We start from the raw sequence: 20296 nt of genomic DNA on the forward strand, positions 1-20296 counted from the left end.
TGACAGAATTCACGCAAATAAAGTATGGTTATTCCGAAACATAACATACTGATCAGTACAGAATAGAAAGGTGACATCCATTTATGCAAACTTCTTCTCCAGATGCACAATTATCCAATAAGGATCGTCCTGCCATGTCACGGTTAGTTGCTCTTCTTTTTGCCGTGTGCAGCGGACTTGCGGTCGCCAATATCTATTATGCTCAGCCTTTACTGGACTCCATCGCTCAAGAATTCAGCCTCTCTCCATCATCCATAGGGATCGTCATCACAGTGACTCAAATATGTTATGCCTTGGGGCTGTTCCTTCTTGTTCCGCTTGGTGACCTCTTAAATCGTCGCAAGCTGATTATCATTCAAATGCTCTTCTCTGTACTTGCACTAATTCTGGTAGGCACCTCACAGTCCAGCTCCCTCTTATTCACGGGCATGGCTGTCGTCGGTCTACTCGCGGTCATTACGCAAACGCTCGTTGCCTTTGCTGCACACTTGGCAGCTCCTTCCGAACGTGGTCGCATTGTCGGTCAGGTAACCAGCGGAATCGTCATTGGCATTTTACTTGCACGAACGGTTGCAGGTACGCTGAACGATTGGTTCGGGTGGAGATCGGTATATCTCTTCTCCGCCAGCCTTACATTACTCGGAATTGTCGCCTTATTTTTTGTTCTCCCAAGGCAACAATCCCCACAAGTAAAACAAAGCTACTTCCAATTACTCGGTTCCGTCTTGCAACTGTACCGTGAGTTGCGTGTGTTACGAGTACGAGGTGTGCTGGCCATGCTGATTTTTACAGCCTTCAGCATCTTATGGACTTCTATGGTACTGCCACTAAGTAGCCCTCCACTGTCCCTGTCTCATACAGTCATAGGTGCATTCGGTCTCGCAGGAGCAGCGGGAGCATTGGCTGCTGCCCGTGCAGGTAAACTTGCCGACCGGGGCCTTGGGCAGAAAACAACCGGTGTTTCCCTTGTCATTCTACTCTTGTCCTGGCTACCCATCGGTTATGTCCATCATTCTCTCTGGTTTCTGATCCTGGGCGTTATCCTGCTTGATCTCGCCGTGCAGGCCATACATGTTACCAACCAGAGCCTGATCTACGAAGTTCGCCCCGAAGCGCAAAGCCGCCTGACGGCAGCTTATATGATCTTTTATTCCATCGGCAGTGCAACCGGCTCCATTGTTTCTACCCAAGTGTATGCATGGGCAGGCTGGACAGCCGTTTGCTGGTTAGGTGCTGGTGTTAGTGCAGCAGCCCTTATATTCTGGATGATCGATCGTTATATGCATCGGAATCTCGATCGTTGAATTAGTCCAGTTTATTCCACACCACAATAAAAAGAGTTGCCAACGGACCAAATAACAGGGAAATCAGAAACCAGTTCCGACCACTTCTGTTTTTTCCCTGAGCCAGTCCGGCATTAATCAAGGCAAGGGTACCCCAACCTACAAAATATTCATTATCCATCAAATGTCTTCTCTCCTCTATCCCTTCAATTCTGGCTACTGCTCAAGCATATCTTTGAGCTTACGATTACGATCCTCCAGAAATGCCTGCATGTATCTCTTCAGCACAAGTCGCTCCGTTGCCCATCCCAGTAATCCAAGTGGAGCTTCGAATCGAAGTGTGTCTCTCATGCTAGTCATCTGATCCCCAACTACGCTGAAATGATGTTCATGTCGCATGCTCTTGAAAGCCCCTTTCTCCATCTGATCCACAAATACAAACGGTCGTTCAAACTGCACAATTCGGGACTTCAACTTCTGTCTGACCCCAAAATGAGTAGCCTGAAATGTAACGGTATCCCCTGCTCCAATTCTTCCTGTGGTTACTCCTGCAACTGCTCGCTCTCTTGTATGTTGCCAGACGGTCTGAGTATGTACATCAATATCCCGGGCATAGTCAAAGCATCGTTCAATCGAGGCATGTATTGTAATCTCGGTTGTCACTTCAATCATGGCGATCGCTCCTTGGCAGGAAAAATAAGGTCTTTGCAAAGTATACGCTTGCTTCCTTGGTCGAACAACTCATCTAGGATGATATAACAAAGAACGGGTCCCCTGTCTTCGTACAGGAGGCCCGTTCTCAATATAAGTAAGGAATACAGATAATACTTAGATTAAATAAGCAATTCATCAATGGCAAGCGTACGCTCTTTAGAGAGATCGCGATATTCTTCAGACTCCACTTTGATGAGTGGTTTGAAAATATCAGATGTATTGTTCATGACAATAACACCTTTTTCTCCATTGCTGAGCAGTACCTGTTTCCCGATGAAATTAGGAAGCAAATGTTGCATCAATGCCTGAACCGGTTTTTCATTCAATTTACCAAATCCCATTCCATAGATATCTCTAAGGTTATTGATCAGATTTGGATTGCTTCCTCCGTGGTTCCCGGATCTCATGCCTATATAGATATCCGCTACAGATACAATCTGTGTATATGGATGAATTTCACTTTTCTCAAGTTGCATCGGATAACCCGACCCATCTTCCCGCTCGTGATGTTGCAGAGCAACCAGTGCTGTCGCTTCATCCGTCATCGAATTTTTGATAATTTCATGGCCATATATAGTGTGACGCTGCATTTCAAGCTGCTCATCAGCCGTCAACGGTTCTGTTTTGTTCCGAATCCGGTGGGAAACTTTGCACTTTCCAATGTCATGCAGATAACCACCGCGACTAATCTGATAACTCTCCTTCTGAGAATATCCAAGCCAATTCGCAAGGTAGAAGGACAACAATCCTACCTGGATTGAATGTGTATAGTTATTGACATCATCCCGCTCCAGCATCATCAGGAGATGAACGACATCTTTCTGCTCATCCAGTCCTTCAACCATCGGTTGCAGTGCATCATCCACCATGGTGGCGTTGAACTTGCCAACGGTCAGAGCTTCGAGAAAAGCATTTTGATAATTATGTACAGTCTGAATAAATTGGGACTTCAGCTCTTCTTCAGGCGGTTCTTCCTTCGTAGTTATCCCGGAAGCATGCTTTGCGGCTGCTGCAAAAAATTCTGCTTCAGTGATTTCCTCTTCGCGTGATTCAATATCTACATAATCTACACGGTGCTGCATAAGCAAGGTGATATCCTCACCTTTGATCACAGTTCCCTTCCCGAGAACGTGTAATCCTGCATCGCTGAATGTATCCGCAGTTAGACGGTCTCCGTCTTGCAGGTTCATAATATGGATTCTCAAATCGGTATTCCCCCTGAACAATTCATTATAGTAACAGCACCCAACGGAACGGGGCCACAAAAATACCTATACTTCTTTATATCGTTATAATTCTTCATTTCATACATAGTTCAAACGACCTTAATCACAATGGTAAATACGAACGCCTAAGACTTTATCCTCACTCCAACATCCAAATTAGTCCCGGTTTTAAACTTTTACACACTTTTGTGCCTCATTGCCGTATCAGAGTAAGCCAAAGAAGTTCAAACGCTCCGTTTGAACTTCTTCAAGACATCTCAAATCAGATTTTGATCGAACCCAGACTAGCACCTTTAACAAAAAATCGTTCAATGCTCTTCTCGACCGAAGCATCGGGAATCAGCGGCGGTGCCTGATGGGGTTTGGTACGTGCATCAATAATAACCTGATCACAACCCCAATGCTTGTGATCATATCCGCTATTAACCCCATACATATCATGTGAAGGGTTGCTTCGAGTAAAGGTTGCCCATAAGAAGTTGCTGAGGTTAGCACTCAGGAACGAACTGTCGTCACATAGAATGATCATCGGACACGAGTCCAGACCTCCCTGTTCTTTCAATAGAGAAGTGAATGCTTGCATCTCCTGTGCTGTATCCGCATAACTCGTAAAGGCCGATGTCTGGATCGAAACAATACCCGGCATGATGAGCTGTGCATTCTCATAACCACGAATGTTTTTCAAAGACTCCGGAACTTCCGTACACAACTCTCGAACCTTGTCGCCATATGCTGCAAAAACGACCTTGCTTCCGCTGTTCAGTCCTGTACCCGAATAATCGAGTGTATCAATCGTTGTATGGGTATGGAAATGAATATCCCGCTGCATATCCATACGCTCCAAGATATAGGTCAGGAATTCAACTTCCTTGTGGGTATCCAGAGGTTGCTGATCCTCAGCAGTAATAAACAGGTACTTCGCCAGACTCAGCTGACCCGTACCCAAAATACGGTTGGCAATCGTAAGCAACTCTGTCGGCTGCTTCACCGCCTGATATGGGGTGTAACGTTCACTGCCGATGGCAAACAGCAATGGATGAACCCCTGCTGCATCGACCGCATGCACTTCTTTGACACCTGGAACCTCCTGTTTGATCGCGTCTCCAGTAATCTCATGAATCAAATCACCAAACGCCGTATCCTCTTGCGGCGGACGACCAACAACCGTAAACGGCCAGATGGCATTAGGTTTGGCATAGACTTTATGCACACGCATTAACGGGAATTCATGGGTCAGACTGTAGTAACCCAGATGATCACCGAACGGGCCTTCAGGCTTTGTCTCGCCTGGATAGATATCACCTGTGATGACAAAATCGGCATCATTACTAATGCAATACCCATCTTTGTAACTGTACCGGAAACGACGTCCAGCGAGCAGGCCAGCAAATGTCATCTCACTGAGTCCTTCAGGCAGAGGCATAACCGCTGAGAGTGTATGTGCAGGTGGACCTCCAATGAAAATACTCACTTTTAGTGGTTCTCCCTTTTTGACAGCTTTGGCTTGATGTATACCAATTCCGCGATGAATCTGATAATGTAATCCAATTTCCTTGTTCATTTCAAAATCATTGCCATCCAGTTGAACCCGGTACATCCCCAGATTGGAATTCATGATGCCTGGCTTATCTGGATCTTCGGAATACACCTGTGGCAGCGTCACAAATGCCCCACCGTCCATAGGCCAATGTTTGATGAGTGGTAAGTCCGAGATTTGAATCTCTTGCGCCGACACGGGTAGGCTTATAGATTTCTGTTTTGGCAGCGCCTGCCATGCAGCAAGACCTGTACGGACATGCTGAAATGGCGTCTTAAGCGCCTTCATGGGATCGTCACGAACTGCCATGACCCGTTGTACGCCTTCCAGCGTACCGCGGAACATAAACTTGCTTCGTTCCACCGTGCCGAACAGATTCGATACGGCCTGGAACTTTGAGCCTTTTACATTTTCGAATAACAACGCCGGGCCTTTAGCCTCGTGTACTTTCATGTGGATCGCTGCCATCTCCAGATGAGGATCAACCTCTTCTTTGACCCGAATCAAATGACCATGCTGCTCCAGATCGTTAATACAATCTTCCATATTGCGATATTTCATTGGATGGCTCCATTCTCTGTATGATAAATTAATTAAGTTCATAGATTCACATAACGTCTCTTCTATTTTATCAAATGATCCACTGCTAAACAAAACTATATGTGAAATTTTGTCGCGAATACAGATATCAAAAAAAAGCAATCTGGCAGCAATCTGAATCCTGATGGCACAGGGACCGATTGTTTCCATATTGCTCTCTCTGTTCTGGCTTGCCTTAAGGTGTAATGGTCGATCTGGGGATCGTGACAATAAACTGTGTGCCTTTTCCTACTTCGCTCTCTACATCAATTGTACATTGATGCAATTTCAAAATTTTAATGACAATGGACAAACCCAATCCATTCCCTCGAAGCGAGCTGCTTCGCGCTTTGTCCACCATGTAGAATCGATCAAAGATATACGGGAGAGCTTCCTCAGGTATTCCTTGTCCAGAATCTCTAATCAATACCTTCACAAATGAAGATGACGTCTCAATTTCAACATGAATGGCACCTTGTGGACCGGTGTATTTGATCGCATTGTTTATTAAATTTTGCCAGACCTGATCAAACAAATCTTTGTCCACTGTGATCTCGCAGGGCAACAAATCCAATTCGATCTGTATGTCCTTCTGAGCCCACTGCGGCTCTGCCAGTAAGATCGCCCTTCTTAATTGTTCATCTACCTGGAATGTGGTGAAATGAACCGGATGATGCTCTGAATCCAGCGAGGCTAGCCGAAGCAGATTATCACTGAGCCTCGATAAGCGCAGCGTTTCTTCATATATAATATCCAAATGCTCTTTCTGCTCTTCTAATGGAATAACACCATCTTGTAGTGCTCTGGTGAATCCTCTAATTGATGTGAGCGGAGATTGCATTTCATGAGAGACGTTGCTGACAAAGTCATCACGAACCGAATCGATTTTTTGCAACTCACTGGCCATATGATTAAAGCTCTCCATCAGTTCGCCAAACTCATCCTGATTATTATGTTTCAAGCGGACCGACAGGTCACCTGAGGACATCTCCTTCGCCGCAACCGTTAATCTCTTAATCGGTTTCACAATATACCCGGACATGAACAGGATTAATAAGCTGCCAATGACCAGAACCGTTAACAGTGAGGTTAAGAGTGTGTTTCGCAGTGTATGAAAAAGAGATGAGAAATCACTTTGAATCAGAAATGTGCCGATCCCCTCGTTTGTTCCGGGAACACCTATGGTCGCGATTCCATCTTTACTGGACAGAAAAATGGCATCCGTTGTACCCGCCTCGAATAACGAATGCACTTTGTCCTCTGGCAAGGAAGATAACACTTCACTTTGTTCATTCACGGGAGTGATATTTAAGCCGTAGCGAGCAAAGATACCTAAGCTTGATTGTACTTTTTCCGGATCATCAATCAGGTTAATCAGTGTAGCGAGATCTTGAGCAAAGGTAACCATAAAACGATTCGGTGTCTTTTCCTGGGACCCGTTATTTATCATAAAGGAGAGAATTAAACTCACCAGAACAATCCCGATAAACGTAGCTACGATGCGAAGTCGCAGGCTTTTCCTAAACATTTTCATGCCCGCTCCAGCCGATAACCGAGTCCTCTTATCGTTGAGATCACTAACTCAGGAACATGTTCAAGACGTTCCCTTAACCGTTTGATATGTACATCAACTGTACGCTCATCTCCTTCGTAATCGATGCCCCATATGTCATCTATAAGCTGTGTACGTGTGAATATTTTCCCTGGCGAACTCGCCAGAGAAAATAACAATTCACATTCCTTCTTTTTCAATTCGATAGTTTGTCCATCCGCAATGACCATCAAGTTGCCCAAATCAATCGTTACACCGCTGATCAGAATCATGTTTGATGAACTTTTGTTATATCGTTTCAGTAACGATTTTACACGTAAGATTAACTCCACAGGATCAAATGGTTTAACCAGGTAATCGTCTGACCCTGCATTAAATCCTCTGACTTTGTCCTTGGATTCTCCCTTGGCAGTCACCATCAGGATGGGAATATCCAGATAAGACCGAATATCTTCCGTCAGTTCAATGCCGTCTATTCGCGGCATCATCACATCCACAATCGCCAGATCAACTTTTGTATGAGAGAGGATATCTAACGCTTCTTGACCGTCTGGTGCTTCCAGCACGGAGAATTGATTCTTTTCAAGATAGATTCGGATTAATTTGCGGATATGGGAATCATCGTCCACCACCAGAATTGTGTTCATGTAGCCATTATCCTTTCCAAAATTGATATTTATTCGTATCGTAAGGATTCCATCGGGTCCAGCTTCGCCGCTTTTGATGATGGCATCAAACCGGCAACAATACTAATCGCTGTACTTACCACGATACCAAACAAGATATAATATCCCGAAAGATTAATGAGTTTGGCTCCAAACGCATTGTCCAAAAGAATGTTTAATACATAACTAATGATCACTGCAAAGATTACCGCAATAATACCACTAAATACGCCTAATAAGGCAGATTCGGAGAAGAATATTCGCTTGATATCTTTCTTTCTTGCTCCAATCGCTCGGAGAATTCCGATCTCCTTTGTCCGTTCCACGACACTAATATAGAGTACTACCAGTATCATAATACCGGATACGATCAACGAAATACCTGCAATACCCGCAAGTACAATGGAAGCCATACTTACATATGTGGTGATATTCTCCATGACCTTGGCCATTTGGGAGCCTGCGAAACCAGCGTTTACAGCAGCTTCATTGATATCATTTACATATTTCATATCGGTTGCATAGGCGTTAACCTGAATTGGTCCAATCGTTATTCCTTCGTCCGCATACATTTGCTCCAACGTCTCTGATGAAATGTATCCCGGGGATTGCTGCATTGGAGATCGTGGATCTGCCGCTTCGTAGATCCCTGAGATCGTTACTTCTTTCTCCAAAGTCACTGGTTTATTATTACTATCCATCTCATTGATATATAAAAACACGGACTTGCCGATCATGGTTTCAGCTTGATCATTTCCGCTTAATTGTTTCGCTGTATCGAGAGGTAACAGCATCTGATTTTCTACCGGCAGAACACCAGTTGTCATCAATGCTGGATCAAAAGCATCCGTTAACGTTGTTAACTGTGTGAGTCCTACACTTTGTTTTTCATTCACCATCGTGGATTTGCCTGTAATGGTCGTGATCGTCTCTACATGATCCACATTAGGAAAATTGCGAATCGTCTCAACATCAGCTTCGGTGAACGGTTCACCTGGTGCCATCAAGGCCTCGGGGCCTTGCATATCCTTGGCTTCTTCACTCGGCTTGGTTATATCCACGAGCAAAGGGTCCATACTTGAATTGATTTCGTCATTCATATACGTCGTTATTCCATTCCCCAAGGAGAGCATCAGGAGTACGCTTAATATACCTATAGATCCACCCAATGCTACCAATACATTACGCTTGCCGTTGAGTTTCATATTTTTGAGTGCCATCTTGAATGAAGCAAGCAAGCTCAGGCTCCGGGAAGAATCCTGACCACTCTCGTAAACAGCCGTAGAAGGATCTTTCAGGTGAATATCATCACTAATGCGCCCCTCTTCAACCTTCACAATACGTGTACCGGAGTCAGCGACTTTCTGCGAGTGAGTTACGGCGATCACCAGCATTCCCTTTTTGGCTATACTGTCGAGCAAAGCGAGGATTTGATCTCCGTTTTCCCTGTCCAGAGCACCCGTCGGTTCATCTGCAAGAATAATGTCCGGATTGTTGGATAATGCCCGTGCGATGGAAACCCGTTGCTTCTGCCCCCCGGATAACTGGTTAGGACGTTTGTTCAGATGATCCTTCAGTCCGACCTCTGTCAAAATATCAACGGCACGTTTATTGCGATCCTTCTCATTGGTATCCGTCATTTGCATCGCAATCGTTACATTTTCGAGGACAGACAGATGCGGGATCAGATTGAAATTTTGAAAGACAAAGCCGATATTATTCTTCCGATAATCATCCATTTCCTTCTCTGTCATAGCACTTAAGTTCTTGCCACGAACAACGACGTCCCCTTCATAGTCGGAGTCCATACCACCAATAATATTCATCAGTGTCGACTTACCACAGCCAGATTCGCCGAGGATGGAGACAAATTCCCCTGTCTCAAAACTTAAGTTCAAACCGTGGAGTACCGGAACTCTTTCTTTTCCATATAAGGTGTATGATTTCTTCACATTTTTAACCTCTAGTATTTTCATATGGATCTCTTCCTCTCCTGATCATGCACGATATCTATCTATTTGATGTTCATATCGTAACAAATCAGTATGAACTGATAATGAACTGGACCATCGCACCTACAAGAGGTTGTTCAAAAGAACTATATACAAAAAAACCGAATCCTTAGATATAAGGACTCGGGTTGTCTTATTTCGTTATTGCATTTGATAATATAAGTTAAACTAATCATTTACACGATAACGGAGAAGACAGAAAAAACCTGAAAAAGCGAAGCGTTCGCCTTTATCCCCGGATTTTCACCTTCGGAAAAGGGATTCAAAAAATCTGGGGATAACAGCGATTGGAAGGTTATTCTGTCGTCGTAGTGTCAGTGTAAATAATCTTTAGTTCAACTTATAAAGTTTAGATTAATCCCGCTTTTGCAAGTAACCTTTTCACAATCGCCGCCGACTGTGCACGACTAATGTCTGCATCTGACATCAGTTTACCATCACCACCTTGTACCAGCCCTTGTTTAATCGCCGATGCAACTGGCTCTGCTGCCCAAGCCTGTACTTTAGCACTATCGCTGTATGTGCTAAGCAGACTTGTTGTCTCTGACGCGTCGGCCTGTGCCAGACCGACCAGTTTCATCGCACGTGACACAATAGTCAGCGCTTCAGCACGAGAAATTTCGCTATTCGGACGGAAGCTGTCGTCAGCATAACCTGAGATTAGGCCGTAGGACACAGCCGTCTGAACCTCATCCTCATACCAGCTACCAGTCTTCACATCTGTGAACGATGCCGCTTCTGTACTGCGCGGGGAGTGCAGCCCCAAACCTCTTAACAGAACAGCCGTAAACTCTGCCCGTGTAATACTCCGGTCTGGCGCAAACACGTTCTCACCGGTGCCTTGTACGATCAGACGGGATGCCAGATCCTGTACGTCATCCCGACTCCAGTGACTTGATACATCGCTGAATGTTGCCGGATGATAGATCAGAGCGTAAGTGCTGTTCGTCAAGCTGTTAATAATAGCAGAATCTTGCACGTTACCTTTGATAACCTTGGTCGGTACATGCAGAAGGCTGCCATCTGGCTGAAGCACAACTCCTGTCGTGATCTTTGAACCATCGACACCCTCTGGCAAAGTAATGGAGCGCTCTACATAAGAGTTGAAACGATCTACATTAACTTGCTGTCCATTCCAGATCGCTTTTACTTCAAAATCAATCGGAGCTGCGATCACCGTTGTGTTCTCCAGCTTATCCGCTGCAGCCTGAATTGCTGTTTGTTTAGATGTGGCACTAGGCACAATAGCGATTTGGATTGTGATATCTTCCAATGGAACCGTGCTTCCGAATTGGTTCAGAATCTGATCTACCTGAATCTGATTAGCTGGAAGTGTATACGTACCGCTATCAGTCTGAATGACAACTTCGGCATTACTTCCTTCCATTGTTTTGACCAACTTGCCGTTCAGTTCACCAACGACCGCACCCTTGCCAGTACCTGTAATAGGCAGCAGAAGCGTTTTTAGTCCACTTCCAATCTGATTGATGACTTTTTCATTATCCACATGAACCGTGGTGGTAACCTGATTGTTTACCGTTGATGTGGTGGCCGTTGCAGATTGTTCTTGTTTCTGACCGTTCACATAGATGTCTACGCCTTTAGTTACCGCTGGAGTCGATGGAACTGGGGTAACGACTGGTGAAGTTGGTGATACACTTCCTCCTCCTCCTCCACCTGAAGAGTTACCAGGATTCGGTGTAGGTGTCGAACCGGAATTGTCGCCACCTGAATTTGCTGCTGTAATTGTGATTGTTCCACCAGACAACTGAGCACCACTATTGTGTTCTACATTTGTAAAATGCCAATGTTCTGAATCAGTTTGATCTACGGATAGCTGTTTCGTTCCAGGCGCCGCATTGCTTTTGGCTTTGATTTCCATATCAAATAATTGGGTTTCATCTACAATTGAGTGGTCACCCCCAGTAAAATCAACCCAGATGATCCGTACCCAGCCTTCCCCATTATTAATTTGGTACTGGAAGTCTGCTACACCATCTTCATTTGGGGATGTGCTGATGACGTTGACAGATTTAGGCGTGATCCGAACAATTTCCAGTGCAGACGTATCATAATCAATCTGCATATTATAAGCTTTCACCCCGAAATAGGACTTCTTCAATGCAACAGGTACATGAACGGTCTGCCCTGCCTGTACGCTCACATTTGCAAATTGTACTTGTGATGGTTCTGCCGGCTCTGCCCCAGCTATACTCGGGAATACGATAGACGAGAGTAGCGTCAGTGCAATGAGACCTGACATTGTTTTTCTGATTCTAGGACGTTTCTTTTTCGGTTGAAACATGTGATAGCCTCCATGTCTGTATCAATTGATAGATCGTATGGTAAAGATAGAAAATGTATTGTTATTCGTTATCTAAAATAAAAAATTGAATTAATCAAGGCGTTGTATTTTTTCTTTTCCAACAATGTATACTTTTCTAGGCTCCGTATTCGAGTCCCAAGTGGACTGAGTAATAACTTCGAGCACAAGATAATAACCTTCGTCCTCATCTTTAACGGTATACTTTGCTCCTGTTTCCCCCTCGATTGGCACCATATCTTCTCTCGAAGCTTCTGTTGCGCGGTACCACTGGTAAGAAGGAGTATTAATGTAATCATTGTAATCAATATCCATTATATAATGACTAACGCCAATTTCATTTCCAATTAACATGGCATTCTTCAATTCACCATTTAGTACATACGGCGCATCATCTACTTGCTTAAAGGTCAACACATAGTCATTGTTTTTTCCACCAAGTGTTTTGCCTTTGTATCCTATTAACAAAGCATCCATGTCCCCCAGAGTGGGTTCCGTATTACGATCTACATCCATTCGGTTCATCTCTACATAAGAAAAGCTGCGGCGAGTCATCATGTTACGAATATAATTGAAAAGGTCTACGGCATCCAAAGAATTCACTTTTCCGTCTGCATTTACATCCCCTTTTTTACTAATGTAAAGTTCAATGTTATCCGTAACAGTCTCTGGTGCACCAGAGATCATATAATTCGCTTTCAATTCGATGTTGATTTTGCCGCTTTGGCGAGGAATAACCACCAATGTACTGACAGGCGTTGTCATATTCTCATCCTGTCTCGTTTCTACATACGCCTCAGCGATGCTGTTATCACTTGAGCTGGCTGTAGGCGGGCTATACTCATCGGATCGAAATTGTGTACTTAGATTGATTCTGATGATATTATTGGTGGTTACCTCAATAGGCACTTCGGGCACAAAAGAAGGATTATCTTGTGCCGATGAATAACTTAACCAGTTAATGCCATCGTTAAGAACAGGTTGTGAAATCTTAATCTCTGGACCAATGACTCCTGCGTTAGCCTGCGGGAGCGTTCCACCTATAGGCAATGCAATGCCCAATCCGAGTGCAGTCAACATGCTTTTTTTCAATATCGGCTTAAGCCGTTTTTTGTTTTGTTTCCCCTTCAATTCATGTTCCTCCTCGTATACATTTCAAATTTGAACAACTACATGCTCAGTATAACGAGTCATTCTGAACCGATTCTGAACAGGACCATGGAACTATTTCCAGTTGTAATTCGACAAAAAACGCCATGGAGTATGCCTCCATAGCGTTTTGAACACAAATCATTTTCCAGTTCGGATCATATTCACCTAAAATTAAATTCCCTCAACAATCCGTTTGGCTCTAACCTTTACCTCACGGTAAAGTTCATCCTCATCGATCGTGAGCAGCTTTCTGCCTCTCATGAGGATCTGACCATTCACGATCGTGGTGTCCACGTCCGCCCCATTTACGCTGTAAGCCAGTAACGATTCTACCTCATGTACAGGTTGAAGATGTGGTTTCGCCAGATCGATCAGGATCAGATCAGCTTTGCGACCCACCTCAAGCATCCCTACGTCATCCTGTAGACCAAGCAGACTAGCACTTCCGCGTGTAGCCATGCTTAGTACGTCCTTGGCTGGCAAGCGAGTTGGGTCGCCATAATCCAGCTTTTGCAGCCAGGTCGCGGCTTTGATCTCCTCGAACATATCCACGGTTGTGGCACTTCCCGCTCCATCCGTTCCGATTCCAACGTTAATTCCCTGAGCCAACATCTCGGTAATTGGAGCAATTCCACACCCCAGCTTCAGATTGCTGACTGGGTTATGTGCTACACCGCCGCGCATGCCCTTCAATCTGCCGATGTCCCTGCGATTGAGGTGTACACCATGCGCAAGCAACACATGTGCCTGTTCGAACATACCCGCCTCTTCCAAATACTCCGTCGGTGTCATGCCATAGCGCTCACGAATCTTCACAACTTCTTCCTTCGTCTCAGCCAGATGAATATGTAGCCGGATATCCTCTGTGACAGCCATGGCAATGACTTCACGAAGCGGCTCCATGGGACAAGTGTAGGGTGAGTGGGGCCCATACATGGTTGTTATCCGTCCCTCGGCCGCTCCAGACCAGCGTTGCACAAGATCAATCGCCTCCTGCAACCTGCGTCCCCCATCCTCCTCCATGAATACCATCCCACGTGTAAGTGATGCCCGCATACCCGTTTGCTTAACCGCTTCTGCAATCTCATTCATATGAATGTACATATCCGCAAACGCAGTGGTACCCGAACGGATCATCTCGGCGATGGATAACTTGGCACCCCAATAGATGTCTTCCGGTTTCATCCGTGCTTCGGCAGGCAACATTTTGCGTTCGAGCCAGTCCATCAGCTTCAGATCATCCGAGAATCCCCGGAGCAGACTCATCGGTGTATGTTGGTGGGCATTAATCAGTCCTGGCATGGCAACCTTATTGCGTCCATCGATAATCTCATCTTGCGGGTGAGGCACAATGTGATCAGCAATCTGCGTAATGCGATCACCCTCAACACAAATATCCCCCGTAAAGGGGGCATCGGCATCTTTCATCGTTAGGATCGTAGCTTGCTGAATCAGTATACTCATTACATTCACGGCTCCTCTGAATTGGTTATGGTTCTTTCCATATCCGAGGGTAAGCCTTCACGTAACGGCAAGGTCAAGTCATTTTAATTTTTGAATCGTCATCTTTCTGAAACTTTGTATAAAAGGTTTGGGGTCGATCTCGACCATATATGGATATACTCCTGTGCTTGTGTGCAAATAGAAAAATCCACCTTCATCACCCATACGGCGAAATGACATATCAAACACTTCCGTGATGTTGAACTCGCGGTATTTGGTCACGATTTTATCTGAATACAGAATCATGGAGCGGGCATTCATCTCAATCTCTTGGGCGAGACCCGTCACTTCTCTCTGTACTTTGTAATAAGGTAATACAGCAACGCAGTTCATGATCTCCCTCCATTCATGCCATGATTATTGTTCCATCATAGCAGATCGGAGGTTCCCAGCAAAAGAACATGAAACTAAGTGATCTTGGTCGTCACCTTTAGTGGCGTATGAAGTGCATCCTGAATGTCTTGCAAAGAGAGACACTGTTCAATATGAAATACACCATGAGGCAACTCTGACTCCGTTCTATATACGCGTTCCGCCACGGCTGCTGCCACGGCCGCTGTTGCATCTGCTTCCTTTGCACCGACCAGTAGTTGTTCGACGCGGATTTGCTCACCATTTTCCCATCCTACGGCATCGACCTTGACCGCATACATCGGTTCTCCCCCAGGAATAAGGCCAAATGCCTTAACTGTTCCATTCCGAATAGACGGGATACGCAACAATGAAAACAACCCTGCACGTTTGGAGATTGCCATGGATCTTGTGATCCAGCGGGAGTCCAGACAGAGTCTGGTAGATACGGTTGGAATACGTAACGTCCGAGCAACCACATGCTGATCCGAAAAATTAAATCGATAGGCCTTCCGTTGCCCAAGTTTTGCTCCAAAATCAATACGTTTGCCATCTCCGAAACTTTGTACCTCAGCAGGTTTGCCCTTTTGCATCACTTGGTAAGTGGCATTCATCTGATCAACGGTCCACTCCACGGCAGCTTTTCCGTGCTTCTCACCAAGTCCCAGCATTACGGTAATGTCTGCTTCCTCCACCTGATCCATATGCATGGTCGCTTCGCGCACAAGCAAATTAGTCACTCCGGGTGATAATCCAACGCTGAGGATCGCGGTCGATTGGGAGCGTTGCATTTTGGTGTGCAGTTGTTCAACCTGAGCGAGAAAATCATATTTTGCAGAAATATCAATATAGTCGGTTCCGGCTTGTGCGCAGGCTTCAACAAAACGGGTATCGCTCTGATCCACACACATGATGACCAGCTTCACAGGCCGTAACATGGATGGCTCCACAGGTTTTGTTACATCCAGTTGAAGCGGTAGCACAGCACCACCTGTAGACCTGCTGAACTCTTCCGCACGGTTCATGCGTGTACCCGCAGCCCATACTTTACCCGGGAACAATTTCCCCAGTTGAGTACATATCATCTGCCCCACTTGACCATAACCACCAACCACCCAGATCTGATCTTTAATAGGCTTCACGCTAGTTTCGAATTGCATAATACCCCTCCACCCAGAACGCCCCGAAGTAACGTGTAATATGTGAGAAACCGCATTCGGTCAGTAGCTGAGTCATCTCTTCAGAGGATATTGGATCGGATTCACGGCCCAGGGAAGCAGCAAAACGCTCCCACTCTTCAGGAAGGACGCCCACACTCAACATGTGATCCTTCCAAGCTTGCATCATGATTGGATGTGCAGGTGAACGAAGATCGGCATTTACAGCCGCAATGATCAGTGGTGCACCCGGTTTAAGTCTAGCTGCGAGGCTGGTCAGAAACGTTCTCTTGGCCTCCATCCCCTGAAGGAAATGTAACATGAGCATGCTTGTCGCCCCATCATATACAATATCCTCCGGCAATTCTTCAACCGTGACAGGTTGCAGTTTCACTCTGGAACCGATGCCCGCTTCCGTGACTCGTTTCTCAGCAAGTTGCAGCATGGGCTGTGATGGATCTACTCCAGTCAATGTCCAACCGGCATGACGTGATCCGAGCAGAGCAATCTCTTTTCCCCCTCCCGCACCGGCAACAAGGATATGAATATCGTTGTTATTCGCGAAAGATGCTGAAAGCAGCCGTTCCATTAGATCATGCATATGAGAATAACCCGGAATTTTCAGGGCTATCGATTGTTCGTAACGATGAACATCTGCTGTTTCCCAGCTCATCGGTGATAGATTGTGATTCATGGACACCGCACTCCTCTTGAATTGAAGTTAGACTTGACTCGTTGTTCGTCTAATTTCATTATAGAAGGATACGGCGAGCCTACAATCCCAGAACATTGGGATATGCGCACAGAGAGAGGAGTAATCTTGTTGACATCACGTATTGATCGGAACCACAGACTTATCACTTCTCTTGAAAAAGGAACCTGGACCTCACATACCTATCGGGAAGCTGTTCTCAAGCAGATCCATACGGTTGTACATTACGACGCATACTGTTTTACTACCGTTGATCCTCTGACTCTTCTCTCCACAGGAGCCGTGACAGAAGATGGCATTGAGGCCATTCATGATCGGTTATTCATCAATGAATACATGGAAGAAGATATACATAAATACGCTGAATTAATTCGCAGCGGTGAGCATACAGCTACACTTCATACGTCCAACTTACAGCTTGAACAAAGCCCTCGATATATCAACATTCTTCAGCCAGCGGGGTTCGGTGATGAACTACGTGCTGTATTGGTTAGTGGAGACTCTTGCTGGGGATATCTGACCCTATATCGTAAGACAGAAAGTGCTGTCTTTACAGAGGGGGAGCGGTTGATGATTCAGTCCTGGACCGCTTCTATTGCATCGATGCTGCGGTCCACGAGCTTGACACTGATCGATGAGATCACGAGTGGCAGTCCTGAGGAACCCGGAATTTTGATCACCTCAGACACGTTCCAGCTCTTATCCCTGAACGCCTCCGCTCAATATTGGCTGTCCCAATTGCGCATGCTGGAACATGTAGGGCCTGATGTTCTGCCCCGTCCGGTACGTGCAGTGAGTTCCCACCTGCAGCGCAAGAATCGGGCAGAACTGGTCGTGGATACTCAGATCGCTCCCGAATCACCCTCCAAAGTTTGCATCCAACTTCCGGATGGGCGTTACCTCATACTTCATGCTAGTCTCATGCAACAGCTTACAGGGCCGAATCAGATTGCTATCCGTTTGGAGCAGGCGATGCCACAGGATTTACTGCCCTTGCTCGCTGAAAGCCATGGATTATCCAGTCGAGAGCGGGAACTGCTCGGATATGTGCTACGCAGCTATTCGTCCAAGGAAATTGCTGCTGCGATGCATATTTCCGTCTACACGGTTCAGGATCATTTAAAATCCATTTTCGCCAAAACCAAGGTATCCTCACGTCGCGAGCTCATCTGGTATTTCGTTTCCCGTTTTCAGCTGTCGGATGAATCTGCCATATAAATCTTGAATAATTCTCCAGTATCAAATTAACTATCAAATGAGAAAAAATCAAAAGATGCCAATACGATATCCTCGTAATGGCATCTTTTTCTATAGCTATTGTTTAAAAAGCATAGCGGTAATACAGGGTAACTTCGATGTTTGAACTTTTGATATCGTGCATTCTGCTTTAAAATGCAGCGCACAGTCCTGCCAAACCGTTTTCCACAAAAAATTCCGACTATATTATTGATTGTGTTATTTGGCTTTTGCTAGTAAATAAAGAAAATATGGAACACTAATAACTGTAATAACGATTCCTGTTGGCACATCTCCTACGAGGCTAACCGTGCGCGTAATCGTGTCAGCCAACACCACGACTAGTCCCCCAGCCAAGCTGGCAGCCGGAATGAGCAATTTGTGATCGGGACCGACCAGTTTTCTGGCCATATGCGGAGCGATCAATCCAACGAAAAAGAAGCTGCCTCCCACAGCTACACTGCCAGAGGATAAAGCAACAGCAGCGATTGACAACCCCAAGAACTGTCGCTTCACGGAAACACCAAGCCCCTGTGCTGTCTGATTGCCCAAATGGAGGGCATTCAGTATGCGAGCCTTGTAAAAAATATAGCCGAGTAAGATCAAGACCCATGGTGTCAGTATGGAAATATAACCCCAATCATCGCCCCATAGGCTTCCCGCCAGCCAATACAGCATGAAGTTCATCTGCGAAGAATCATCCAGCTTGAGTGTCAAGAAGGTCGTCAGCGCCCCGTACCCGCTTCCTAACGCGACCCCGGTCAAGATCAAACCGATTGGCGAGATGTCTCGTCCGCGGCGATACGATAATAAGAAGATCAAACCCGCTGCCAATAGTCCGCCAACAAAAGCCAACAGAGGCAGAGCAATAAAGGAACTCTTGCCTGTGGATGCAATGAATACAACGAAGAACAGGACAAACAAACCCGATCCCGAACTAATTCCCAGTGTTCCCGGACTAGCCATGTCATTACGCAGCAAACTCTGCATCACGACCCCCGCCGCTCCCATTCCCAGACCTACCAAAATCGAAAGTACAATTCGTGGCAAACGAAAATCAAACACAATTAGATTTTGCTTATCGGTACCGTTTCCTATGAGAACGTTCAGCACTTCTAGCGGTGAAAGATTCATTTTGCCAGAATTCATGCTAATGATCGCAAACACAAGTATGAGCACCATAAGCACTACATTGATGATAATGCCTCGTTTCATCGTATAACGCCGCTTGATCATTCATATTCCCTCCTTTGTCTTCGAGCCAAGAAGAGAAAATACGGCACACCAATGATAGAAAATATAATGGCAATCGGCGTTTCGAACGGTTTATTGATCAAACGTCCAGCCAAATCGGCCGATACGGTCAGCAACGCACCATATAAAGCCGCTGCCGGAATAATGTATCGATAGTCGACACCTACCATATATCGCACAATATGCGGGGTGATCAGACCCACAAAACCAACAGGGCCAACGACAACAACAGCCAATCCAGTCAGCACAAGTACAATAATTGTCGACAAAATCTTGACCAGTCCGCTACGAATGCCGAGTCCACTTGCCACATCATCTCCCAAACTGAGCAATGTAACGGAAGGGGACAGCGCCAGTGCCAGCAGTATACCACCAACAAAGAGCGGTGAGATAATCAGCAATTCTCCCCATTTGACCCCCGCTGTGCTACCCGCCGTCCAGAATGTCAATGCTCGCCCCAAATCATAATTGATTGCCAAGTACTGACTGAGTGCGCCAAACAACATTGAAATAGACAGACCTGCCAGTACAAGCCGCTGAGGCGTCATTCCGCGATTTCCCAGTGACGCGGTAAAGTAAGTCATACCGGTGGCGATCGCTGCTCCCAGACAAGCGAACAACATCATCTGCCAATACGAATAACCCGGCAGAAAGGCCAGGCATAGTGCAATTGCAAATGCTGCGCCAGAGCTAATCCCCATCAGCCCGGAGTCGGCCAGCGGATTACGCGTTGTCCCCTGCATGATAGCGCCACATACCGCAAGGCTGCACCCAACGATCAGATCAGCTACGGTACGCGGAAGACGCATAGTTTGAATAATTTGATGTTCAGTGAGCATTGGATCAAATCGGAAAATAGCCTCCCATACCGTTGCTAACCTCATATCAGCAGCACCAAACATAATTGATGCCGCCGACATGAGAACCGTTAATCCAAGCCCTATTACCATGTACATGGTGAAGTTCATCGCCCCACGGCGTTTTTGTTCAGGCTTGCTTTTCATCTCGTTTCCCTTTCATCACCTATTGACAATCCAAAC

The 20296-nt window shown here is 45.7% G+C and carries 17 protein-coding genes; 2 read left to right on the forward strand and 15 right to left on the reverse strand.

Translation table 11 applies throughout. The features are described from left to right. Positions 1-83 precede the first annotated feature (83 nt). Positions 84-1304, forward strand: a complete 1221-nt coding sequence (locus tag MHB71_RS11795) for an MFS transporter (RefSeq protein ID WP_340029674.1) — start codon at positions 84-86, stop codon at positions 1302-1304. Position 1305: 1 nt separating this feature from the next. On the opposite strand, the gene MHB71_RS11800 is transcribed toward MHB71_RS11795, so the two are convergent. The 13 genes from MHB71_RS11800 to MHB71_RS11860 form a co-directional block, all read right to left on the reverse strand. Then, positions 1306-1467: a hypothetical protein gene (locus MHB71_RS11800; protein WP_155985038.1), complete on the reverse strand. Its 162-nt coding sequence runs from the start codon at positions 1465-1467 to the stop codon at positions 1306-1308. Between the two features lie 32 nt (positions 1468-1499). After that, positions 1500-1955 carry an SRPBCC family protein gene (locus tag MHB71_RS11805; protein WP_340029675.1) on the reverse strand — a complete coding sequence of 152 codons (456 nt, stop codon included), beginning with the start codon at positions 1953-1955 and terminating at the stop codon, positions 1500-1502. Between the two features lie 161 nt (positions 1956-2116). Continuing rightward, complete coding sequence (locus MHB71_RS11810) at positions 2117-3202, reverse strand: HD domain-containing phosphohydrolase (protein WP_047842713.1); 1086 nt, start codon at positions 3200-3202, stop codon at positions 2117-2119. A gap of 283 nt (positions 3203-3485) precedes the next feature. Further along, complete coding sequence (locus MHB71_RS11815; protein ID WP_340029676.1) at positions 3486-5321, reverse strand: UbiD family decarboxylase; 1836 nt, start codon at positions 5319-5321, stop codon at positions 3486-3488. A 214-nt stretch (positions 5322-5535) separates the two neighbouring features. Further along, positions 5536-6867 carry a HAMP domain-containing sensor histidine kinase gene (locus MHB71_RS11820; protein WP_340029677.1) on the reverse strand — a complete coding sequence of 444 codons (1332 nt, stop codon included), beginning with the start codon at positions 6865-6867 and terminating at the stop codon, positions 5536-5538. A gap of 2 nt (positions 6868-6869) precedes the next feature. Beyond that, on the reverse strand, positions 6870-7538 hold the full coding sequence (locus MHB71_RS11825; protein WP_100528885.1) for a response regulator transcription factor: 669 nt from the start codon (positions 7536-7538) through the stop codon (positions 6870-6872). A gap of 29 nt (positions 7539-7567) precedes the next feature. Continuing rightward, positions 7568-9532: an ABC transporter ATP-binding protein/permease gene (locus MHB71_RS11830; RefSeq protein WP_100528884.1), complete on the reverse strand. Its 1965-nt coding sequence runs from the start codon at positions 9530-9532 to the stop codon at positions 7568-7570. A gap of 385 nt (positions 9533-9917) precedes the next feature. Further along, positions 9918-11873 carry an S-layer homology domain-containing protein gene (locus tag MHB71_RS11835; protein WP_340029679.1) on the reverse strand — a complete coding sequence of 652 codons (1956 nt, stop codon included), beginning with the start codon at positions 11871-11873 and terminating at the stop codon, positions 9918-9920. A 90-nt stretch (positions 11874-11963) separates the two neighbouring features. Further along, a complete protein-coding gene (locus tag MHB71_RS11840; RefSeq protein ID WP_340029680.1) occupies positions 11964-13022 on the reverse strand; it encodes a dockerin type I domain-containing protein in 1059 nt (352 codons plus the stop codon). Positions 13023-13214: 192 nt separating this feature from the next. Further along, positions 13215-14507, reverse strand: coding sequence for an amidohydrolase (locus MHB71_RS11845; RefSeq protein ID WP_340029681.1), 1293 nt, complete (start codon positions 14505-14507; stop codon positions 13215-13217). A gap of 78 nt (positions 14508-14585) precedes the next feature. After that, on the reverse strand, positions 14586-14879 hold the full coding sequence (locus tag MHB71_RS11850; RefSeq protein ID WP_076214685.1) for a hypothetical protein: 294 nt from the start codon (positions 14877-14879) through the stop codon (positions 14586-14588). 74 nt (positions 14880-14953) lie between these two features. After that, positions 14954-16057 (reverse strand): saccharopine dehydrogenase NADP-binding domain-containing protein, encoded by a 1104-nt coding sequence (locus tag MHB71_RS11855; protein WP_339187850.1) that lies wholly within the window; start codon positions 16055-16057, stop codon positions 14954-14956. Continuing rightward, the gene (locus MHB71_RS11860; protein WP_036608640.1) at positions 16041-16748 is read right to left on the reverse strand and encodes a class I SAM-dependent methyltransferase; all 708 of its coding nucleotides are present in this window, start codon (positions 16746-16748) and stop codon (positions 16041-16043) included. The genes MHB71_RS11855 and MHB71_RS11860 overlap by 17 nt, the downstream gene beginning before the upstream one ends. Before the next feature lie 129 nt (positions 16749-16877). Between MHB71_RS11860 and MHB71_RS11865 the strand changes: the two genes are divergently transcribed. Further along, positions 16878-17984 (forward strand): LuxR C-terminal-related transcriptional regulator, encoded by a 1107-nt coding sequence (locus tag MHB71_RS11865; protein WP_338708653.1) that lies wholly within the window; start codon positions 16878-16880, stop codon positions 17982-17984. Positions 17985-18221: 237 nt separating this feature from the next. On the opposite strand, the gene MHB71_RS11870 is transcribed toward MHB71_RS11865, so the two are convergent. Then, positions 18222-19238: an iron ABC transporter permease gene (locus MHB71_RS11870; RefSeq protein WP_340029682.1), complete on the reverse strand. Its 1017-nt coding sequence runs from the start codon at positions 19236-19238 to the stop codon at positions 18222-18224. Then, positions 19235-20260, reverse strand: coding sequence for an iron ABC transporter permease (locus tag MHB71_RS11875; protein WP_051447083.1), 1026 nt, complete (start codon positions 20258-20260; stop codon positions 19235-19237). The genes MHB71_RS11870 and MHB71_RS11875 overlap by 4 nt, the downstream gene beginning before the upstream one ends. Positions 20261-20296 lie beyond the last annotated feature (36 nt).

The sequence above is a fragment of the Paenibacillus sp. FSL H7-0940 genome, from assembly GCF_037979415.1.
GTDB classification, from domain to species: Bacteria; Bacillota; Bacilli; order Paenibacillales; family Paenibacillaceae; genus Paenibacillus; species Paenibacillus amylolyticus.

Excerpts from the sequence above, each read along its gene's own strand:
- MHB71_RS11795 (WP_340029674.1), top strand. The coding sequence starts at position 84 with ATGCAAACTTCTTCTCCAGATGCACAATTATCCAATAAGGATCGTCCT.
- MHB71_RS11805 (WP_340029675.1), bottom strand. The coding sequence starts at position 1,955 with ATGATTGAAGTGACAACCGAGATTACAATACATGCCTCGATTGAACGA.
- MHB71_RS11815 (WP_340029676.1), bottom strand. The coding sequence starts at position 5,321 with ATGAAATATCGCAATATGGAAGATTGTATTAACGATCTGGAGCAGCAT.
- MHB71_RS11820 (WP_340029677.1), bottom strand. The coding sequence starts at position 6,867 with ATGTTTAGGAAAAGCCTGCGACTTCGCATCGTAGCTACGTTTATCGGG.
- MHB71_RS11825 (WP_100528885.1), bottom strand. The coding sequence starts at position 7,538 with ATGAACACAATTCTGGTGGTGGACGATGATTCCCATATCCGCAAATTA.
- MHB71_RS11830 (WP_100528884.1), bottom strand. The coding sequence starts at position 9,532 with ATGAAAATACTAGAGGTTAAAAATGTGAAGAAATCATACACCTTATAT.
- MHB71_RS11835 (WP_340029679.1), bottom strand. The coding sequence starts at position 11,873 with ATGTTTCAACCGAAAAAGAAACGTCCTAGAATCAGAAAAACAATGTCA.
- MHB71_RS11845 (WP_340029681.1), bottom strand. The coding sequence starts at position 14,507 with ATGAGTATACTGATTCAGCAAGCTACGATCCTAACGATGAAAGATGCC.
- MHB71_RS11850 (WP_076214685.1), bottom strand. The coding sequence starts at position 14,879 with ATGAACTGCGTTGCTGTATTACCTTATTACAAAGTACAGAGAGAAGTG.
- MHB71_RS11855 (WP_339187850.1), bottom strand. The coding sequence starts at position 16,057 with ATGCAATTCGAAACTAGCGTGAAGCCTATTAAAGATCAGATCTGGGTG.
- MHB71_RS11860 (WP_036608640.1), bottom strand. The coding sequence starts at position 16,748 with ATGAATCACAATCTATCACCGATGAGCTGGGAAACAGCAGATGTTCAT.
- MHB71_RS11870 (WP_340029682.1), bottom strand. The coding sequence starts at position 19,238 with ATGATCAAGCGGCGTTATACGATGAAACGAGGCATTATCATCAATGTA.
- MHB71_RS11875 (WP_051447083.1), bottom strand. The coding sequence starts at position 20,260 with ATGAAAAGCAAGCCTGAACAAAAACGCCGTGGGGCGATGAACTTCACC.